Origin of the sequence: Kitasatospora sp. NPDC058965, assembly GCF_042741245.1 — a bacterium.
Classification (GTDB): domain Bacteria; phylum Actinomycetota; class Actinomycetes; order Streptomycetales; family Streptomycetaceae; genus Kitasatospora.
The window spans coordinates 1-17,248 of sequence record NZ_JBHYKG010000178.1; the positions used below are offsets into that span (position 1 = coordinate 1).

18 protein-coding genes, 1 tRNA gene and 1 other RNA gene are annotated in these 17,248 nt (G+C 74.6%); 15 read left to right on the top strand and 5 right to left on the bottom strand.

All coding sequences use genetic code 11. The features are described 5' to 3' along the window. The 6 genes from ACFW1A_RS25800 to ACFW1A_RS25825 form a co-directional block, all read left to right on the top strand. Positions 1-1,028, top strand: a 1,028-nt coding sequence (locus ACFW1A_RS25800; RefSeq protein WP_380412381.1) for a SagB family peptide dehydrogenase, incomplete at its 5' end; no start/stop codon positions are given. A 30-nt stretch (positions 1,029-1,058) separates the two neighbouring features. After that, positions 1,059-1,712: a TOMM precursor leader peptide-binding protein gene (locus ACFW1A_RS25805; protein WP_380412385.1), complete on the top strand. Its 654-nt coding sequence runs from the start codon at positions 1,059-1,061 to the stop codon at positions 1,710-1,712. After that, positions 1,709-3,184 (top strand): hypothetical protein, encoded by a 1,476-nt coding sequence (locus ACFW1A_RS25810; RefSeq protein WP_380412388.1) that lies wholly within the window; start codon positions 1,709-1,711, stop codon positions 3,182-3,184. Before ACFW1A_RS25805 ends, ACFW1A_RS25810 begins: the two co-directional genes overlap by 4 nt. Further along, positions 3,168-3,641 carry a hypothetical protein gene (locus tag ACFW1A_RS25815; RefSeq protein ID WP_380412391.1) on the top strand — a complete coding sequence of 158 codons (474 nt, stop codon included), beginning with the start codon at positions 3,168-3,170 and terminating at the stop codon, positions 3,639-3,641. The genes ACFW1A_RS25810 and ACFW1A_RS25815 overlap by 17 nt, the downstream gene beginning before the upstream one ends. After that, positions 3,638-4,234, top strand: coding sequence for a flavoprotein (locus tag ACFW1A_RS25820; protein ID WP_380412393.1), 597 nt, complete (start codon positions 3,638-3,640; stop codon positions 4,232-4,234). The genes ACFW1A_RS25815 and ACFW1A_RS25820 overlap by 4 nt, the downstream gene beginning before the upstream one ends. Beyond that, a complete protein-coding gene (locus ACFW1A_RS25825; RefSeq protein ID WP_380412396.1) occupies positions 4,221-5,402 on the top strand; it encodes an FAD-dependent monooxygenase in 1,182 nt (393 codons plus the stop codon). The genes ACFW1A_RS25820 and ACFW1A_RS25825 overlap by 14 nt, the downstream gene beginning before the upstream one ends. 19 nt (positions 5,403-5,421) lie before the next feature. Here ACFW1A_RS25825 and ACFW1A_RS25830 read toward each other — a convergent pair whose 3' ends face one another. Beyond that, positions 5,422-6,501, bottom strand: a complete 1,080-nt coding sequence (locus ACFW1A_RS25830; RefSeq protein WP_380412399.1) for an alpha/beta fold hydrolase — start codon at positions 6,499-6,501, stop codon at positions 5,422-5,424. A 96-nt stretch (positions 6,502-6,597) separates the two neighbouring features. On the opposite strand from ACFW1A_RS25830, the gene ACFW1A_RS25835 reads away from it, so the two are divergent. From ACFW1A_RS25835 to ACFW1A_RS25845, 3 genes are all read left to right on the top strand, one after another. Then, complete coding sequence (locus tag ACFW1A_RS25835) at positions 6,598-7,317, top strand: TetR/AcrR family transcriptional regulator C-terminal domain-containing protein (protein ID WP_380412402.1); 720 nt, start codon at positions 6,598-6,600, stop codon at positions 7,315-7,317. 90 nt (positions 7,318-7,407) lie between these two features. Then, positions 7,408-8,160, top strand: coding sequence for an SDR family oxidoreductase (locus ACFW1A_RS25840; protein WP_380412404.1), 753 nt, complete (start codon positions 7,408-7,410; stop codon positions 8,158-8,160). A gap of 34 nt (positions 8,161-8,194) precedes the next feature. Next, positions 8,195-9,151 (top strand): RNA polymerase subunit sigma-70, encoded by a 957-nt coding sequence (locus tag ACFW1A_RS25845; protein WP_380412406.1) that lies wholly within the window; start codon positions 8,195-8,197, stop codon positions 9,149-9,151. On the opposite strand, the gene ACFW1A_RS25850 is transcribed toward ACFW1A_RS25845, so the two are convergent. Both ACFW1A_RS25850 and ACFW1A_RS25855 read right to left on the bottom strand, forming a co-directional pair. Further along, positions 9,114-10,373, bottom strand: coding sequence for a metallophosphoesterase (locus ACFW1A_RS25850; RefSeq protein WP_380412408.1), 1,260 nt, complete (start codon positions 10,371-10,373; stop codon positions 9,114-9,116). The two genes, ACFW1A_RS25845 and ACFW1A_RS25850, sit on opposite strands and share 38 nt — an antisense overlap. A gap of 113 nt (positions 10,374-10,486) precedes the next feature. Then, on the bottom strand, positions 10,487-11,617 hold the full coding sequence (locus ACFW1A_RS25855; RefSeq protein WP_380412410.1) for an NADH:flavin oxidoreductase: 1,131 nt from the start codon (positions 11,615-11,617) through the stop codon (positions 10,487-10,489). A 230-nt stretch (positions 11,618-11,847) separates the two neighbouring features. Here ACFW1A_RS25855 and ACFW1A_RS25860 point away from each other — a divergent pair, with 230 nt between their 5' ends. Continuing rightward, a complete protein-coding gene (locus ACFW1A_RS25860) occupies positions 11,848-12,330 on the top strand; it encodes a hypothetical protein (protein ID WP_380412412.1) in 483 nt (160 codons plus the stop codon). Continuing rightward, positions 12,327-12,680, top strand: a complete 354-nt coding sequence (locus ACFW1A_RS25865) for a hypothetical protein (protein ID WP_380412414.1) — start codon at positions 12,327-12,329, stop codon at positions 12,678-12,680. Before ACFW1A_RS25860 ends, ACFW1A_RS25865 begins: the two co-directional genes overlap by 4 nt. Positions 12,681-12,847: 167 nt before the next feature. On the opposite strand, the gene ACFW1A_RS25870 is transcribed toward ACFW1A_RS25865, so the two are convergent. After that, positions 12,848-13,198, bottom strand: coding sequence for a DoxX family protein (locus ACFW1A_RS25870; protein WP_380412416.1), 351 nt, complete (start codon positions 13,196-13,198; stop codon positions 12,848-12,850). Between the two features lie 148 nt (positions 13,199-13,346). Between ACFW1A_RS25870 and ACFW1A_RS25875 the strand changes: the two genes are divergently transcribed. Together ACFW1A_RS25875 and ACFW1A_RS25880 are read left to right on the top strand one after the other, a co-directional pair. After that, on the top strand, positions 13,347-13,724 hold the full coding sequence (locus tag ACFW1A_RS25875) for a winged helix-turn-helix transcriptional regulator (protein WP_380412422.1): 378 nt from the start codon (positions 13,347-13,349) through the stop codon (positions 13,722-13,724). 223 nt (positions 13,725-13,947) lie between these two features. Then, on the top strand, positions 13,948-15,213 hold the full coding sequence (locus ACFW1A_RS25880; RefSeq protein ID WP_380412418.1) for an NAD(P)-binding domain-containing protein: 1,266 nt from the start codon (positions 13,948-13,950) through the stop codon (positions 15,211-15,213). Positions 15,214-15,485: 272 nt separating this feature from the next. Here the strand turns inward: ACFW1A_RS25880 and ACFW1A_RS25885 are convergent. Beyond that, positions 15,486-15,570 (bottom strand) — tRNA-Ser (locus tag ACFW1A_RS25885). Positions 15,571-15,699: 129 nt separating this feature from the next. On the opposite strand from ACFW1A_RS25885, the gene ffs reads away from it, so the two are divergent. Continuing rightward, positions 15,700-15,796, top strand: an RNA gene (ffs, locus tag ACFW1A_RS25890) — signal recognition particle sRNA small type. Between the two features lie 68 nt (positions 15,797-15,864). After that, a partial coding sequence (locus ACFW1A_RS25895) for a DNA polymerase III subunit gamma and tau (RefSeq protein ID WP_380412420.1) occupies positions 15,865-17,248 on the top strand: 1,384 nt, incomplete at its 3' end.

Below are 17,248 nucleotides of genomic sequence, written 5' to 3' on the forward strand. Positions count from 1 at the left end.
TCTCCGCCCTCACCGGCGACGGCGTCGGCGAACTCCGCGACTGCCTCGGCCAGCTCACCTCCGAGCGCCGCGCCGCCGCCCGCCGCATCGGCGCCGACCTCGACGCCGCCGCCGACCTGCCCGACGGTGCCGGGCTGCCGGCCGCGGTGGTGCCGGAGCTGGTCGAGCTGCTGGTCGCCGCCGGGGCGGTCGGCGTGCTGGACGGGGCCGGTCGGCTGCCGGAGGAGGCCGACCCGGTGGCCGCCCAGCGGGAGTTCCACGACGTGCTGGCCCACTGGCACAGCCGGCGGGGCTTCAGCGGCCTGCCGATCGGCGCCACCTTCCCGTTCCGGGAGCGGTACGCGCCGCCGGCGGCCGTGAAGCCGGTCACCGGTCCGGTGATCGCGCTGCCGGAACCCGACCCGGACCTGCTGCAGGAGCAGGACCCGCCGCTCGCCGCGGTGATGGAGGGCCGCCGGTCGGTGCGGCGGTACGGCACCGGCTCGCTGACGCTCGGTCAGCTCGGCGAGTTCCTGCACCGGACGGTGCGGGTGCGCCGGGAGGTCCCGGCCAACGACGCGGTGCCGTACGACTGGACCAGGCGGCCGGTGCCGTCGGCCGGCGGCGGCCACGACCTGGAGCTGTACCTGGCGGTGACCCGCTGCCGGGGGCTGGCACCCGGCATCTACCACTACGAGCCGGTGCCGCACGGCCTGACCCTGGTCACGGCGGACCGCTCGGCGGTGCTGGACCAGGTGCGCAACGCCGCCACCTGCATGGGCGAGCGCTCGGTCCCGCAGGTGGTGGTGATCCTCGCCGCACGGTTCAACCGGCTGTCCTGGAAGTACCGCGGCCTGGCCTACACGGCCGGCCTGAAGAACGTCGGGGTGCTCTACGAGGCGATGTACCTGGCCGCGACCGCGATGCGGCTGGGCGGCTGCGGGCTCGGCAACGGCGACTCGGCGGCGTTCGCCGAGCTCACCGGGCTGGACCCGCTGGAGGAGTCGTCGGTCGGGGAGTTCGCGCTGGGCATCCCGGCCGAGGAGTGAGCAGTGCGTCCGGAGGAGGAAGCGGAGTCCATGGCCCGAGCCGTGCAGTGGGACCGCGTCGGGGTGGCCGGCGTCGGGGAGTTCGGGGCGGCGGTGCGCGACCGGTGCGCCCGTACGCTCGGCGCGACGGCGCTGACCGTCGATCAGCTCACCGGCGGGCAGCCGCTGCCCGGTGCGCCCGAGGTCCTGGTGGTGGCGCTCTGGCGGCCGCTGGAGGAGCTCGGCGAGCGGATCGACGAGGCCGCCTTCGCGGCGGGCCGGCCCTGGCTGCCGGTGGTCCTGGAGGACCCGCGGGTGGTGGTCGGCCCGTGGCTGGCGCCGCCGGACGGGCCGTGCCACCGCTGCTACCTGGCCCGCCGGGCCCAGCACCGGCCGGACTCCGCCTCGGCGCGGGCGGTGACCGAGGCGTACGCCGCCGATCCGCAGCTCGGGGTCAGCGGCCACCTGCCGCACCACGTGCGGCTCGCGGTCGGCCTCGCCCAGCAGGCGCTGCGGCTGCGCGACCCCGGGCTGGTGCTCTCCGCCCACACCGCCGGGGGCCGGCTCTCCACCCACCGGACGCTGGGGTGCCACGGCTGCCCGCGGTGCGGGCGGCAGGACCGGCTGGGCGCCGACGGGACGGTGGCCGAGCTGGTCCGCTCGCTGCGGCGGCCGGCCCCGTCGGCCGCCGGGAGCGCGCGGTGAGCGCGGCGGCGGCCACCGGGCCGCGCGACGGGACCGAGCGGCGACCCCGGCTGGTCCGCGGCCTGGCCGTGGTCCGGCGTCCGGACACGCTGCTGGTCGAGGGGGTGACCAGGCGTCAGGTCTTCACCGGCACGGCCGCCACCGAGCTGCTGCCGCGGCTGTTCGACCTGCTGGACGGCGAGCACCCGATCGCCGCGCTGGCCGCGGGCGTCGGGGTGAGCGAGCCGGAGGTGGTCCGGGCGCTGCGGCTGCTGGACCGGGGCGGCCTGGTCGAGTGGGTCCGGCCGGATGCGCCGGGCCCGGTGCCGGTGGCCGCGACCGACGCCTACCTGTCCCGCACCCTCGGGCTGACCGGGCGGCACACCGAGGTCGGCGCGGTGACGGCGGCGCTGGCGGACGGCCGGGTCACCGTGGTCGGCACCGGTCCGGTGGCCGCGGCGGTGGCCGACTGCCTGCGGGAGAGCGGCGTGCCGGCGGTGCTCCGGGCCACCGGTGTCCCCGAGGAGCCGCAGCGGCTGGTGGTGCTCTGCGAGCAGGACGCCGACGGGTTCGCCGCCCTGGCGGCCGGGCTGTGGGCGCGCGGGATCCCGGTGCTGCGGTTCGCCGGGGACGGTGACCGGCTGGAACTGGGCCCGTTCCTGCACCCGCGCTGGACGAGCTGCCCGTCCTGCTGGGCCCGGGCCGACCGCGGCACGGTGCGCGGGGCGCTGCCCGCCGACGCCGTGGAGCTGGCGGCCGGGCTGGTCTGCGGGGAGGTGCTGGCGCTGCTGTCCGTCCTCACCCCGCCGGCGACGGTGGGCCGGGTGGTCCGCACCACGACGGCCGACCTGCGCGAGGAGGTGCTGCTGCTGCTCCCGGAGCCGGACTGCGCGCACTGCCTGCCCGGCGGGCCGGCGGCGGACGGCCTGTCGGCCGCGCGGTACGAGCGGGCCGTGGGCTGGACGCCCTGGGCCGACCGGCCGCGCGGCGGCCCGGCCCGGCCCTCGTCCCGGATCCAGTCCCAGTACGAGGCCTCGCCGAAGCTGCCGCTCGACCGGCTCCCCGCCTTCCTGCGGCCGCTGCTGACCGGGCCGGCACCGGTCGAGGGGGTGGACTGCTACCTGCTGGGGCTCCCGGGGTCGCCGTACCCCGTGCACCTCTGGGACCCGCCGTCCCGGCAGCTGGTGGCCACCCGGGTGAGCGGCCCGGCGGTCGGGCTCGGGCTGCCCGGCGATCCGCTGGCGGCCCTGGTCCTGGTCGCCACGCCGGTGCGGCACTACGGCGGGCGCGGCCCGGCGAGCCACCGGGTCGGCCTGCTGGAGGTCGGGGCGGTGCTGGCCCAGCTGCAGCGGGCGGCCGACGGCTGCCGGCTGCTGGTGACCGCGCCCCGCGACCCCGCGCTGGGCGAGCTGCTCGAACTGGGGGCGGATCAGGAACTGCCGGCCGTGGTGGTCGGGGTGTACCGGGAGGTGGCGCATGCCGCTGGTGAGTGAGCTGGACCTGTACCAGGAGGCGTTGCGGCTCCGGCCGGCCGGGACCGCGGCGGCGGAGCTCGGCGCGCCGGTCGAGGTGTCGGTGCAGGGGCTGCTGCCGGCCGTCGACCGGTGCGCGCGGTGGGCGGACGGGCGGGGCGGCCTGGAGGTGCTGGTCGCCGTCGCGGGGTCCGGGCTGCACCTCCCGGGCGGGGCGGCCCCGCTGCCCGGCTCCGCCGACCTGCTCGGCGGCCTGGGCGCCGCGGTGGCGCTGCTCTGGTTCGGCGACGCGGGCGCCGCCGGGGCCGGGTACGGCTCGCTGCTGGTGCGGGCCGGCTGGAGCGCCCGGACGGTGCTGGCGGCGCTGGGCGCGGCCGGCCACCGGGCGGTGCTGGACACCCGGGCCGGCGTGGTGCGCCGCCCGGAACCGGGCGCCGGTCACCTGTGCAGCGTGCTGGTCGCGGGGGCCGCCGGATGAGCGGGCGGACGCCGCAGCAGCCGCTCGCGCTGCGCAGCCACCGGCTGCTGCTGGTGGCGACCGGCTCGATCATGGTCGCGCACCTGCCCACCGAGCTGTTCTGGCTGCGCCGGCAGCAGCCCGAGCTGGAAGTGCAGGTGGTGCTGACCAGGTCGGCCGGACGGTTCGTCAGCAAGGAGGCGCTGCACGCCGTTGCCGGCCGCCCCGTGCTGGACGACGCCTGGGAGCCGGGCAGCGACACCGCGGGCGCGCGGCACGTGGAGTGGGCGCGCTGGGCCGAGCTGGCCGTGGTCTGGCCCGCGACCATGCACTACACGGCCCGACTGGCGCTGGGGCTGGCGGACTCGCCCAGCCTGCTGGCGCTGCACTGCACCGGCGCGCCGGTCGGGGTGGCCCCCTCGCTGCCGCCGGGCGGCTGGGAGTCCCCGGTGATGGCCGGCCACGTGGCGGCGCTGGAGGCGCGCCCGGGGGTCAAGGTGGTGCCGCCCGAGCCGGGCCTGAGCTGGACCACCGGGAAGGCGGACGGCTGGCTCTGCCCGCCGCTCACCGCGGTGCTGCGCGACGTGGACGGGTGGGCCCATGAGCGGGTATGACGCGATCGTGGTCGGCGCCCGCTGCGCCGGGGCCGGCACCGCGCTGCTGCTGGCCCGGCAGGGCCGCCGGGTGCTGCTGCTGGACCGGGCGGGGTTCCCCAAGGACACCCTGTCCACCCTCTACATCCAGCTGCCCGGGGTGGCCGCGCTCGCCGACTGGGGACTGCTGGAGGCGCTGCGGGCCACCGGCTGCCCGCCGCTGGAGCGCACCGCCTACCGGGTCGGCGACCTGCTGCTGACCGGGTCGAGCCGTCCGGTGCGCGGCCAGCGGGCCGCCTACGCCCCGCGCCGCCACCTGCTGGACCAGCTGCTGGTCGAGGCCGCGGTGGCGGCGGGCGCGGAGTTCCGCGACCGCACGGCGGTCGACGAACTGCTGTGGACCGACGGCCGGGTGACCGGCGTGCGCTGCCGCACGGCCGGCGGCGCCCGGTCGGCCGAGCACGCCCCGCTGGTGGTCGGCGCCGACGGGATGCGGTCGCGGGTGGCGGGCCTGGTCGGGGCCGAGGTGCTGGCCAGTGCCCCGCCCAGGAGCTGCGCCTACTACGGGTTCTGGGACCTGCCGGCCGACAACGTGCTGTCGCTGACGCTGGCCGACGGCGCCATGGTGGGCTGGACCGGCACCAACGGCGCCACCCTGGTGACCTGCTACCTGCGCCAGCAGGAGTTCGCCCGGGCCCGGCAGCGCCCGCTCCAGGTGTACCTGGAGACCGTCCGCGCGCACCAGCCCGACCTGTACGAGCGGCTGCGCACGGCCGAGTTGACCGAGCGGCTGTACGGCACCGGCGACCAGCGCAACGTCATCCGGCGGGCCGCCGGGCCGGGCTGGGCGCTGGTCGGCGACGCGGCCGTGCACAAGGACTCGATCACCGCCTGGGGCATCAGCGACGCCTTCCTGCAGGCCCAGCTGCTCGCCGACGCGCTGGCCGCCGGGCCCGATCCGGACCGGGCCCTGTCCGGCTACGCGGACGCGCTGCACGGCTACGCCCTGGGCGGCTACCACGCCGCCCTCGCCACCGCCGAGTTGAACCTCCAGGAGGAGGCGCTGGCGTTCTTCCGCCGGGTGGCCGAGCGCCCCGAACTGGTCGAGCTGTTCTTCTCCGCCGCCTCCGGCGCGATCAGGCCGGAGGAGTTCGAGGCCGCGCTCGCGGCCCGTCCCTCGCCGGTCTGACCGCCACCGGGCCGACGGCTCAACGGGTGGGCCGCGCCGCGCCGGTGACCACCGGGCGGACCTCGGTGAGCAGCAGCTCCAGGAACCGGTCGGGGTGGCGGAAGGCAGCGAAGTGGCTCGCGTCTCGGAGCAGGGCGAAGGCCTTGACCGGCGCGGTCACGTCGTCGAACAGCCGCCGGGCCGGGGCAGCCGGGTTGAGCACGTCGGCCTCGCCCTGGAAGACGAAGAACGGGACGGCGAACGCGGTGCCCTCGGCCCACTCGTCGATCGCGAAGGCCTCCAGCGCCAGCGGCTCGGAGAAGGCCATGGCCTTCAGGTAGGCGCGCAGGTCGCGCAGGGTGTGCAGCGGGGAGAACCAGAGCGAGCGGACCACCACGGTCTTCATGGTGTCGCGGGAGAGCGGATCGGTGGTCAGGGCCAGCTTGGTGAACGCGTTGAACTGCGGGCCGGTCCAGCGGACCCGGTCGGCGCCCGTCGCGGTGACCGCGGCCAGCTCCTTGCGCCTGCCCGCCCGGTCGAGCCGGTCCCGCAGGCCGTCGTAGGCGGACCGGTCGCGCCCGCCGGCCACCACCAGCTGGTCGGTGCCGACGTAGGCCGAGTAGAGCTCGGGGCGGCTGCGGGCCAGCCGCAGGCCCAGCGCGCTGCCGAGCGAGTTGGCCACCAGCACCACCTCGGCCACGCCGAGCCGGGCGCGGACGTGCTCGGTGAGCTCGACGGCGTCCCGGTGGAGCCGGTCCAGGCTCAACTCGCCCTGCCCGTGGGGCGCGGCGGCGAAGGTCCGGCCGGCGCCGCGCATGTCCCAGCGCACCACGGTGAAGTGCCGCTCCCAGGCCCGGGTGCGCGGGACGAAGACCAGGTTGGAGGCGCCCGGTCCGCCGTGGATCTCCAGCAGCACCGGGTTGTCCAGGCTCTCGCCGCGGATCGAGACCCACTGGTCGAGGCCGCCGATCCGGACGAACCCGGACTCGTCGATGCCGCGGGCGCCGGTGATCCGCAGCCGCTTCGCGAGAGTGGCGCGCCGGACCGCGCGGTGGCCGAGCAGACCGGCGGCGGGCGCGGCGAGGGCGGTGGCGCAGGCGGCGAGGACGGTGGCGAGCATGGTGGTTCCCCCAAACTGTTTATGCCATCAGCAGTTAGGTTTACGGTATATACAGTTCTGACGCGGCGTCAACCGCGAGGACCGAAGGAGGGCCGCATGGCCAAGGAGAAGCCCCGTGACCTGCGGGCGGGGATCGCCCTGCTCTGGGGCGAGCAGGACCGGCCGACCCGGGGGCCCCGGCCGAGCCTCACGCCGCAGGGCATCGCCCGGGCCGGCGTGGCCGTCGCCGACGCCGAGGGGCTGGCGGCGCTGTCCATGAACAAGGTGGCCGCCGAGTTCGGCGTGTCCGCGATGGCGCTCTACCGCTACGTGCCCGGCCGGACCGAACTGGTCGAGCTGATGGTGGAGTCCGTGCTCGCCGAGCTGCCCGACCTGGCGGTGGCGGGCGACTGCTGGCGGGAGCGGATGGTGGAGTGGGCGCGCTGCTCCGCCCGGGTCCACCGGGCGCACCCCTGGCTGCTCGCGGCCACCGCGATGCGCCGTCAGCTGATCGGTCCGCACCAGCTCGGCTGGCTGGAGGCGGCGCTCGCGGCGCTGGAGCCGACCGGCCTGCCGGCGGCCCAGCGGCACCGGGTCTTCGTCCTGGTGGCCGGCTTCGTGCGGACCCACGCGCAGGAGCTGCTCGACTTCGACGCGGCTCATGACGAGGAGTGGAACCGGCTCACCGGCGAGCTGCTCGACCGGCACGCCGACCGCTTCCCGGCGCTGGCCCGGGCCGTCGCGGACGGCGCGTTCGCCCCGTCCGCCGCGGACCCGCTGGAGTTCGGGCTGGACCGGATCCTGGACGGGGTCCAGGTGCTGATCGACCGGATGTGACGCACATCACATCTCGGCGGTGACGGATTCCGGCGGCCCCACCGGTCTTGACGGCGACCGATTCCACTCACCACCACCGTGGGGTGCCCGATGTCCGAAACCGTCCACACCGCCGTCGTCACCGGAGCCAGCCGCGGCTTCGGCCGGGCCGTCGCCGCCGAACTCGTCGCCCGCGGCGACCGGGTGCTCGGCCTGGCCCGCGGCGAGGCCGACCTGCTGGCCGTCCGCGCCGAGCTCGGCGACCGCTTCACGCCGCTGGTCGGCGACGCGACCGACGAGGCGCTCGCCGAGTCCGTGCTCCGCGAGCACCGGCCCACCCTGCTGGTGCTCGCCGCCGGCGCGCACCCGCTGATGGCGCCGGTCCAGGAGCAGACCTGGGAGAGCTTCAGCACCAACTGGCAGACCGACACCCGGCACGTCTTCACCTGGACCACGGCGGCGCTGCGCCGGCCGCTCGCCCCGGGCGGCGTGGTGGTCTCCTTCTCCAGCGGCGCCGTGCTGGGCGGCTCGCCGCTCAGCGGCGGCTACGCGAGCGCCAAGGCCGCCGTCCGCTTCCTGCGCCAGTACGCCGCCGAGGAGGCGCAGCGGGCCGGGCTGGGCCTGCGGTTCGTCTCGGTGCTGCCGCAGATGACCCCGGGCACCGGCATCGGCGCGGTGGCGATCGAGGGCTACGCGGCGCGCGCGGGCGTCGACGAGACGGCCTTCGTCGCGGCCCGGCAGCCGATCCTCACCCCGGCGCAGTTCGCCAAGGCGCTGGTCGAGGCGGTCCTGGACCCGGACGGCGCCCCCGAGTACCAGGGCACCGGGACCGGCCTGCAGCCGCTCGCCGGCGCCACCCGCTAGCGTGGACGCCACCGTCGCCCGTGGAGCAGCCGCGATGCCGTCAGCCGCCCAGTTCGCCGCCCAGACCGAGCCGTTCCGGTCGGAGCTGCTCGCCCACTGCTACCGGATGCTCGGCTCGGTGCACGACGCCGAGGACCTGGTGCAGGAGACCTACCTGCGGGCCTGGCGCGGCTTCGACGGCTTCCAGGGCCGCTCCTCGGTGCGGCGGTGGCTCTACAAGATCGCCACCACGGCGTGCCTGACCGCGCTGGAGACCCGGACCCGCCGGCCGATGCCCTCGGGCCTCGGCGCGCCCGAGGAGGACCACCGGGCCCCGGTGGCGCCCCGCGAGCCCGCGGTGGCCTGGCTCCAGCCGGCGCCGGACACCCTGTTCGGCGCCGGCGACCCGGCGGCCGTGGTGGGCGGGCGGGCCGGCGTGCGGCTGGCCTTCATCGCCGCCCTGCAGCACCTCTCCGCCCGGCAGCGCGCGGTGCTGACCCTGCGCGACGTGCTGGCCTTCCGCACCGAGGAGGTCGCCGACCTGCTGGAGACCACCGGTGCGGCCGTGGACAGCGCCCTGCGCCGGGCCCGGGCCCGGCTGACCGAGGCCGGTCCGGTCCAGGAGGAGCTGGCCGAGCCGGACGAACGGACCCGGCGCACCCTGCTGGACCGCTACGTCGACGCCTTCGCCCGGGCCGACGCCGACGCCCTGGTGGACCTGCTGCGCGCCGACGTGGCGATGGAGATGCCGCCGACCCCGACCTGGTTCGCCGGGCGCCCGGCCGTCCTCGGCTTCCTGGCCGGCCACGTGCTGCGCCCCGACCGCTGGCGGTTCACCCCCACCGGCGCCAACGGCCAGCCCGCCTTCGTGGTGCACCGCGGTGCCGAGCCCTACGGCGTCCAGGTGCTCACCCTCGACGGCGCCCGGATCGCCCGGATCACCGCCTTCAACGACCCGGCGCTGGTGCCGCTCTTCAGTTCGCGCCGGACGCCGCGGGCGAGCGCAGGGTGAGCACGGTGATCTCGCTCGGCGCGAAGACCCGGAACGGCGGCCCCCAGAAGCCGGTGCCCCGGCTGGTGTAGAGCTGGGTCCGCTCCCCGTGCCGGCTCAGGCCGTGCACCACCGGCTGGTCGATCCGCACCAGGAAGTTGAACGGCCAGATCTGGCCGCCGTGGGTGTGCCCGGAGAGCTGCAGGTCGATGCCGGCCGCGGCGGCCTGCGGGACGTACTTGGGCTGGTGGGCGACCAGCAGGACCGGCCGGTCCGGGTCCGCCCCCACCAGCGCGGCGGTCAGGTCGGCGCGGTGCCCGTCCAGTCCGGAGGACTCCGCCGTCACGTCGTCCACGCCGGCGAGCACCAGGGCGTCCCCGCCGCGCTCGACCACGAGGTGCCGGTTGTGCAGCGGCTCCCAGCCCAGCTCCGCCATCCGGTCCAGCCAGCCCTGCGCCTCGCTGCCGTACTCGTGGTTCCCCGTCACGTAGACCCTGGCCAGCCGCGACCGGATGGCGCCGAGCGGCGCGGACTGCTCGCGGCGCTGGGCGGCCGTGCCGTCGGCGATGTCGCCGGCGTGCACCACGACGTCCGGGTCGAGCGCGTTGACCGCCCCGGCCACCCGCGCCGACCAGGCCGCCCGGTCGATCGGCCCGTAGTGGGTGTCGGCCAGCAGCACGACCCTGGTCCCGTCCAGCCCGGCGCCCAGCCGCGGGAGCAGGACGTCCAGCCGCTTCACCCGCGGCACCCGCATCGCCTCGTAGTGGCCCCAGCCCAGCAGTCCGGCCGAGACCGCGGCGACGGCCACGGCCACCGCCCGGGCCCGGTCGACCCCGCCGACGTCGAGCCCGCCCAGCACCAGGTCCGCCAGACCGCCCAGCACCGACCAGGTGAACAGCACCCAGACCACCCCGAGCGAGGTGTCCGCGACCCGGGCCGCCCGGTCGTTGCGCGCGGACCGGTGGCCCGCGACCATCAGGAACGGGAAGGAGACCAGCCAGGCGGCGAGGAGCACCGTGCCGGCCACGAACACCGGTCCGGGCCACTGCGCACCGGCGGCGAACAGGGTCCACCACGGCGGCACGCACAGCACCAGCAGCACGAGGACCAGCACGGCCACCCGCCGCAGCACCGACCGGCGCCGCCGCCCGCCGCCGTCCGGCGCCGCCGCGGTCCCGCCGTCGGGCGGGGCGGCTGCCTGCACGGTGTCCGTCTGCGACCCGCTGGATCCGCTCCCTGCCACTGCGCCACCCCTCACGTCCGGTGCACCCATCATCCGGTACCCGCCGCGGGCGGGCGGACGGGGGGAGGCCCGGACCGGGCCTCCCCCTTTCCCCTTCCTCTTCTCCTCCTGCCTCAGCTCAGCGTCTTCAGCGCGGCCGCGTCGTACGGCTTCAGCTCGTCGAACCGGTCCGCCAGCACCTTCGCGGCCCAGTCCGGGTCCTGGAGCAGCGCGCGGCCGACCGCGACCATGTCGAACTCCTCGCGCTCCATCCGGTCGAGGAGGTCGTCGATGCCCTGGACCGGGGCGCCCTCGCCCATGAAGCCACGCAGGAAGTCGCCGTCCAGGCCGACCGAGCCGACCGTGATGGTGGGCTTGCCGGTGAGCTTCTTGGTCCAGCCGGCCAGGTTCAGCTCGGAGTTGTCGAACTCCGGGATCCAGTAGCGGCGGGTGGAGGCGTGGAAGGCGTCGACGCCGGCCGCGCTGAGCGGGGCCAGGATCGCCTCCAGCTCCTGCGGGGTCTCGGCCAGCCGCGCGCGGTAGGCCTCCTGCTTCCACTGCGAGTACCGGAAGATCACCGGGAAGTCGGCCGAGACGCTCGCGCGGACGGCGGCCACGATCTCGGCCGCGAACTTCGTCCGGTCCACGTGGTCGCCGCCGTACGCGTCGGTGCGCCGGTTCGTCCCCGCCCACAGGAACTGGTCGACGAGGTAGCCGTGGGCGCCGTGCAGCTCGACGCCGTCGAAGCCGATCCGCTCGGCCGCGGCGGCGGCCTCGGCGAAGGCACCGATGACGTCGTCCAGGTCGCGCTGGGTCATCGCCCGGCCGGCACCCTCGGTGCCGTCGACCCGGATGCCGGACGGGCCGACCGCGGGGGCGTCGGCGTACGGCGGGTCACCCTGCTTGCGGACCATGCCGATGTGCCACAGCTGCGGCACGATGGTGCCGCCCGCCGCGTGCACGGCGTCGGCCACCTCCGCCCACCCGGCCAGCTGCTCCTCGCCGTGGAACCGCGGTACCCGGTCGCTCTGTCCGGCCGACTCGTGGCCGACGTAGGTCCCCTCGGTGACGATCAGGCCCACCCCGGCAGCGGCCCGCCGGGCGTAGTACGACCGCACGTCCTCGCCGGGCACGCCGCCCGGGGAGAACATCCGCGTCATCGGCGCCATCGCGATGCGGTTGGGGACGGTCAGGCCGTTCAGGGTGACGGGCCGGGACAGGAGCGCGGCCGCACGGGAGGCGGCGGGCGGTACGGCGTCGTTCATGGGTGTTCCTCGGAGGTGCCGGACGACATGTGCACGCACGGAAGGCGCGCAGGTCCCAACCGTTCCGACCACCACCGCATTTCGCGAGCCCGGCGAGCCGCCCTGTGATCCCGGACACGCGCTCACCCGGCCGGCCTGGGGGTTCGAACTCGGGAGGGATGTGTCCCCACGTCCCCGGCGATCGGGTGAACAGCGTGGACGTGGCCAGAGTTCTGAACTACTTTCTAAGTATGAGCCTGACGCAAGCGACGTTCTCCGAGCTCCTCCAGAAGCCCAAGGACACCGTTGCCAAGATGGACCGTGCGCCGAGACACGGCATCCGACTCACCCGCCGGGACGACGAGGACCTCTACCTGACCACCGCCGCCAGGGCGGAGCAGGTGGTCGAGATCGTCGACTCGACCACGCGCATGTTCGTCGCGCTCATGCAGAGCGAGCCGAAAGCGGTGACACTGCTGACCAACGTCTTTCCCCAGGCCTTCCCCTGGGTCAGGTTCCTCCCGACCGACGCGGTGCGCGAGTTCCTCGTCGAGCTGGTGGAAACTGCCAAGGCGAGCACCGCGCTCGGAGTGGTCGACCCCATTGCGACCGTCATCGCGGCCTGGAAGCACACGGCCGAGGTGTACTCCGACCCCGAGCTGTTCGCCGCCCTCACCACCGACAGTGGTGAAGACCACGGCCGCGTGAATCCGCCTGTGGCGGATGACGAGTGACGACCAAGCGGGGAGACCGGGTGGCGCCGCCGCCCGGTGACGGCGAGTTCGATGTCCGTGCCGCCAGTAGTGAGGCCGGCAAGGGGTGGGACGACCTCTGCCAGCAGGCCCGCAGCAACGCTCTTGCTGCCTGGAAGACCATGCGGACCAACCCGAGCCCCGTGGTCCAGACACCACGGCACAGCAGGTTGAAGCACAAGCTCGCCTCGGGCTCCCACCGGGGGCAGTCACTCCCGCAGTGGCAGATCGAGGTCACCGGCGGTGGCCGCATCTGGTATCTGGTGGACCAGGACGCCAGGATCTGCTGGATCGTCCGCGCTTCCACGGGGCATCCCAAAGAGACTGAGTGACCCGGCGCATGGCTGGTCCGATGCCACGTCCTGCCTGGGCAGGAGGGGCGACAAAGGCCCGGACCGCCGAGCGGTCCGGGCCTTTCGCCGGCGGAGGATGCGAGGCTTCCGGGCCTGTCACCACCGGCCCACCGTGACGCCCACGACGCACCGGAGCTCCCGGTGGATCAGAGGGTGGCGGCGCGCAGGGCGATCAGGGCGATGGAGGCGATGGCGAGGAGCGCTGCCGGAGGCGCGCCCTTGTGGTCGCCGACTCGCAGGTGGGAGGCGACCGCCCCGGCGAAGTAGAGCGTCAGGCCGATCGCGGCGGCGATTCCGACGGATCCCCACCAGAGTCCGGCGATCGCACCGGCCGCGCCCGCGATCTGAGCGCCGATCAGGAAATTCATCATGCCCTGCGGCACTCCGAGGGTGGACATCTGCTCGGTGATGTGGCGCGTCCGCAGGGACTTGGCCCCGGCCGATACCAGGAGAACGGCCGACATGAACACAGTGATGACGGCAAGGGAGACGAACACGGCTGAACCTCAATCGTGCGAGAGGCGAGCAAGGGACGTGCGCACCTCGACGACGATAGGCGGCCGATAGGTACCTCCAGGTAACCTTCGGGGCGTGAGCCTGCGACCCGGAATCGTCTTCCTCGCCGACTGCCCCGCTCTCCTGGCCATGGAGATCATCGCCAGCAAGTGGTCCATGGTCACGCTCTTCGCGCTGACCGACGGCCCGTTGCGCCACGGCGAGTTGGTCGAGCTGAGCGGCGGCATCTCGCGCAAGGTCCTGACCCAGACGCTGCGCCGGCTCCAGGCCAACGGGCTCGTCGAGCGGCACGCGTATGCCGAGGCGCCACCGCGGGTGGAGTACGCCCTGACCGACCTGGGGCGAACCCTGGAGGAGCCCATCAGGTTGCTCACCGCCTGGGCGCGGGAGAACGGCGAGGCGGTCACCGCCTTCCGGGAAGCAGCCGGCGCGGCCATCCCCACCGAGGCGGACCGGGCGACCTCGGTGAAGGTCCTTCCTGACGACGAGAACCTCAACCGCTTCTGATCAGCAGGCCTCGAAGGGGCTTCGCGGCGGGATCCTTCGGTCCGGCCGCGTCGGTTCCCGTCACGACAGCGCCGCAACGGACAGCTGGTTCGCCCCGTTCCGGGCGGGGGCGCACCCGTAGCGGCTCGGTGGCGGCTGAGGCATGGGCCGTCGACAATCAAGGTATCGGGGCTTCTCGCGCCGCCATGCGAGTGTTCGGTGTGCCAACCCAGGGGAGGTCGCCATGGACGACCGGGGTCTGCGGCGCGAGCACGGAGGAAGCCACCCCGAATCGCACGACGTCGTCATCGTGGGTGCGGGTCAGGCCGGGCTCGCGCTCAGCCACGAGCTCACTGCGGCAGATGTCGAGCACGTCCTCCTGGAGCGCGAGCGAGTCGCACAGAGCTGGCGGGGCCGCTGGGACAGCTTCTGCCTGGTGATCCCCAACTGGACGGTCCGGCTGCCCGGCGCCTTCTACGCCGGCGGCGACCCGGACGGGTTCATGCCGAGGGACGCGATCGTCCGGCAACTGGTCGGCTACGCCGCGGGCTTTCGGGCTCCGGTGCGCGAGGGCGTGGCCGTCACCGGCGTCCACGGTGACCCGCACGGGGGTTTCCGGCTCACCACCTCCGCCGGGCCGGTGCTCGCGCGTCAGTTGGTGCTTGCGGTGGGCAGCTACCAGAAACCGCACCGCCCGCCGGAGTGGCGCACCTTGCCGGACCGGGCGCACGTGATCGACGCGGAGGACTACGCGAATCCGACGCTGCTGCCGCCCGGCGGGGTGCTTGTCGTCGGCAGTGGTCAGACCGGCTGCCAGATTGCCGAGGAACTGGCCGAAGCCGGACGACGGGTCCACCTGGCCTGTGGGCGCGCGCCGTGGATCCCCCGTCGGGTCGAGGACCGCGACATGATCTCGTGGATCGAGGAGACACCGTTCTTCGCCGCCAAGGTCACAGACCTCGCCGACCCCCGGATGAGACTGCTGGCCAATCTGCAGTGCAGCGGCCGGGACGGCGGCCACGACCTGAACTACCGGACGCTGCAGGCCATCGGCGTCACGCTGGCCGGGCATTTCCTCGGCGCGCAGAACGGTGTCGCACGGTTCGAGGACGACCTGGACGCCAGCGTCGCCTTCGGCGACGCCCGCTACGACGACATCTGCCAACTGATCGTGAAGTGCCTGGAGCGCAAGGGCCGGCACGTGCCCGACCTGCCGAAAGCGGCACCTTTCGTGGCCACCCCGGTGACCGAGCTCGACCTGTCCGGCGTCGGGACGGTGCTGTTCACCTCGGGCTTCCGCCCGGATTTCGCCCGCTGGGTCGATCTTCCCGAGGCGTTCGACGCGATGGGCTTCCCGGTCCAGCTCGACGGATCCAGCACGGCAATACCGGGACTGCACTTCATGGGCGTGCACTGGCAGCGGACCCGCAAGTCGGCGACTTTCCTGGGCGTCGCCGAGGACGCGACGCTCCTCGCCGAGCGGATCACCGCCTCCGTTCGAGGCGCATGACTGCGGTTGCGTCCAGCGAAGTGGACCAGCAGCGTGACAGCCTCGACTTCGCGCCCGCAGCGGGCACTGAAGGCATCGGGCAGCCTGTTCAGGAGGCTCCGGTCTCGTGCCCCCGCCCACTGTCGGGTGGCTGCGTGCAGCGGCGCGAGGCCGCCGTCCCGGCCGTCCTGTGATCCGGGACACGCGCTGCCGACGCCGGCGGCCGCCGTGTCTGAACAACTCCGGACAACGACGAAGGCCCGGGCCGCTGAGCGGTCCGGGCCTTCTGCCGGCGGAGGATACGAGATTCGAACTCGTGAGGGTTTTATCCCAACACGCTTTCCAAGCGTGCGCCCTAGGCCTCTAGGCGAATCCTCCGTGGGAGAGCTTAGCCCATGTCGAGGGGTGGTTGCGACCGGCTAACTCGCAGGTGAGCGGAGGGGGTGGCCTGGGGATCCCAGACGGGGGGTGTTGGCGGGAGCCGGGCCCGGGATCCGCTACTCTTGGGGCAGCCCCTCGTGTGGCGTCATCTCTCTGAACCCCCCCAGGGCCGGAAGGCAGCAAGGGTAAGAGAGCTCTGGCGGGTGCGCGAGGGGTCCTGTCTTTCTGCGGGAGGCTCCGGAGCGCCCACGGGCGACGCGTTTGTCGGTCTGTCCCGATATCGTCGGTGGCGTGTCCCTAGCCCTGTACCGCCGCTATCGCCCCGAGACTTTCGCCGAGGTCATCGGGCAGGAGCACGTGACCGCTCCGCTCCAACAGGCCCTGCGCAACAACCGGGTCAACCACGCCTACCTGTTCAGCGGACCGCGCGGGTGCGGGAAGACGACCAGTGCGCGGATCCTGGCGCGCTGCCTCAACTGCGAGCAGGGGCCGACGCCGACCCCGTGCGGGGAGTGCCAGAGCTGCACCGACCTGGCGACCGGCGGGCCCGGCTCGATCGACGTGATCGAGATCGACGCCGCCTCGCACGGCGGTGTGGACGACGCGCGCGAGCTGCGCGAGCGGGCCTTCTTCGCCCCGGTGCACAGCCGGTACAAGATCTTCATCCTGGACGAGGCGCACATGGTGACCTCGGCCGGGTTCAACGCGCTGCTCAAGGTGGTGGAGGAGCCGCCGGAGCACCTCAAGTTCATCTTCGCCACCACCGAGCCGGAGAAGGTGATCGGGACCATCCGGTCCCGGACCCACCACTACCCGTTCCGGCTGGTTCCGCCCGGGACGCTGCGGGACTACCTGGCGGAGGTCTGCGGGCGCGAGCAGATCCAGGTCGAGGACTCGGTCTTCCCGCTGGTGGTGCGGGCCGGCGCCGGCTCGGTGCGTGACTCGATGTCAGTGATGGACCAGCTGCTGGCGGGTGCGGGCGAGGGCGGCGTCACCTACCAGATGGCCACCGCGCTGCTCGGCTACACCGACTCCGCGCTGCTGGACGAGGTGGTGGACGCGTTCGCCGCCCAGGACGGGGCGACCGTCTTCCAGGTGATCGACCGGGTGGTGGAGGGCGGGCACGATCCGCGCCGCTTCGTCACCGACCTGCTGGAGCGGCTGCGCGACCTGGTGATCCTCGCCACAGTGCCGGAGGCGGGGGAGAAGGGCCTGATCGACGCCCCGGCCGACCGGGTCGCGGTGATGCAGGCCCAGGCCGAGCGGTTCGGCTCGGCCGAACTCAGCCGGGCCGCCGACATCGTCAACACCGGGCTGACCGAGATGCGCGGGAACGCCGCGCCGCGGCTGCAGTTGGAGCTGATCTGCGCCCGGGTGATGCTGCCGGGCGCGTACGCGGACGAGCTGTCGCTGATGGCCCGGGTGGACAAGCTGGAGCGCCGTGCCACCCTGGGCGGCCCGGCCGTGGCCCCCGCCCCCGCCGCGCCGATGGCCCCCGCCCCCGTCCCGCAGGCCGCCCCGCCGCAGCCCCAGCCGTACCAGGCCCCCCAGGCGTACCAGCCCGCCCCGCAGGCCCCGCAGGCTCCGGCCGTCGCCGCCCCGCAGGCCGCGGCCCCGGCCGCGCCGCCGCCCGCCGCCCCGGCGCAGCCCGGTGCGCCCGCCCCCGGCGCCTGGC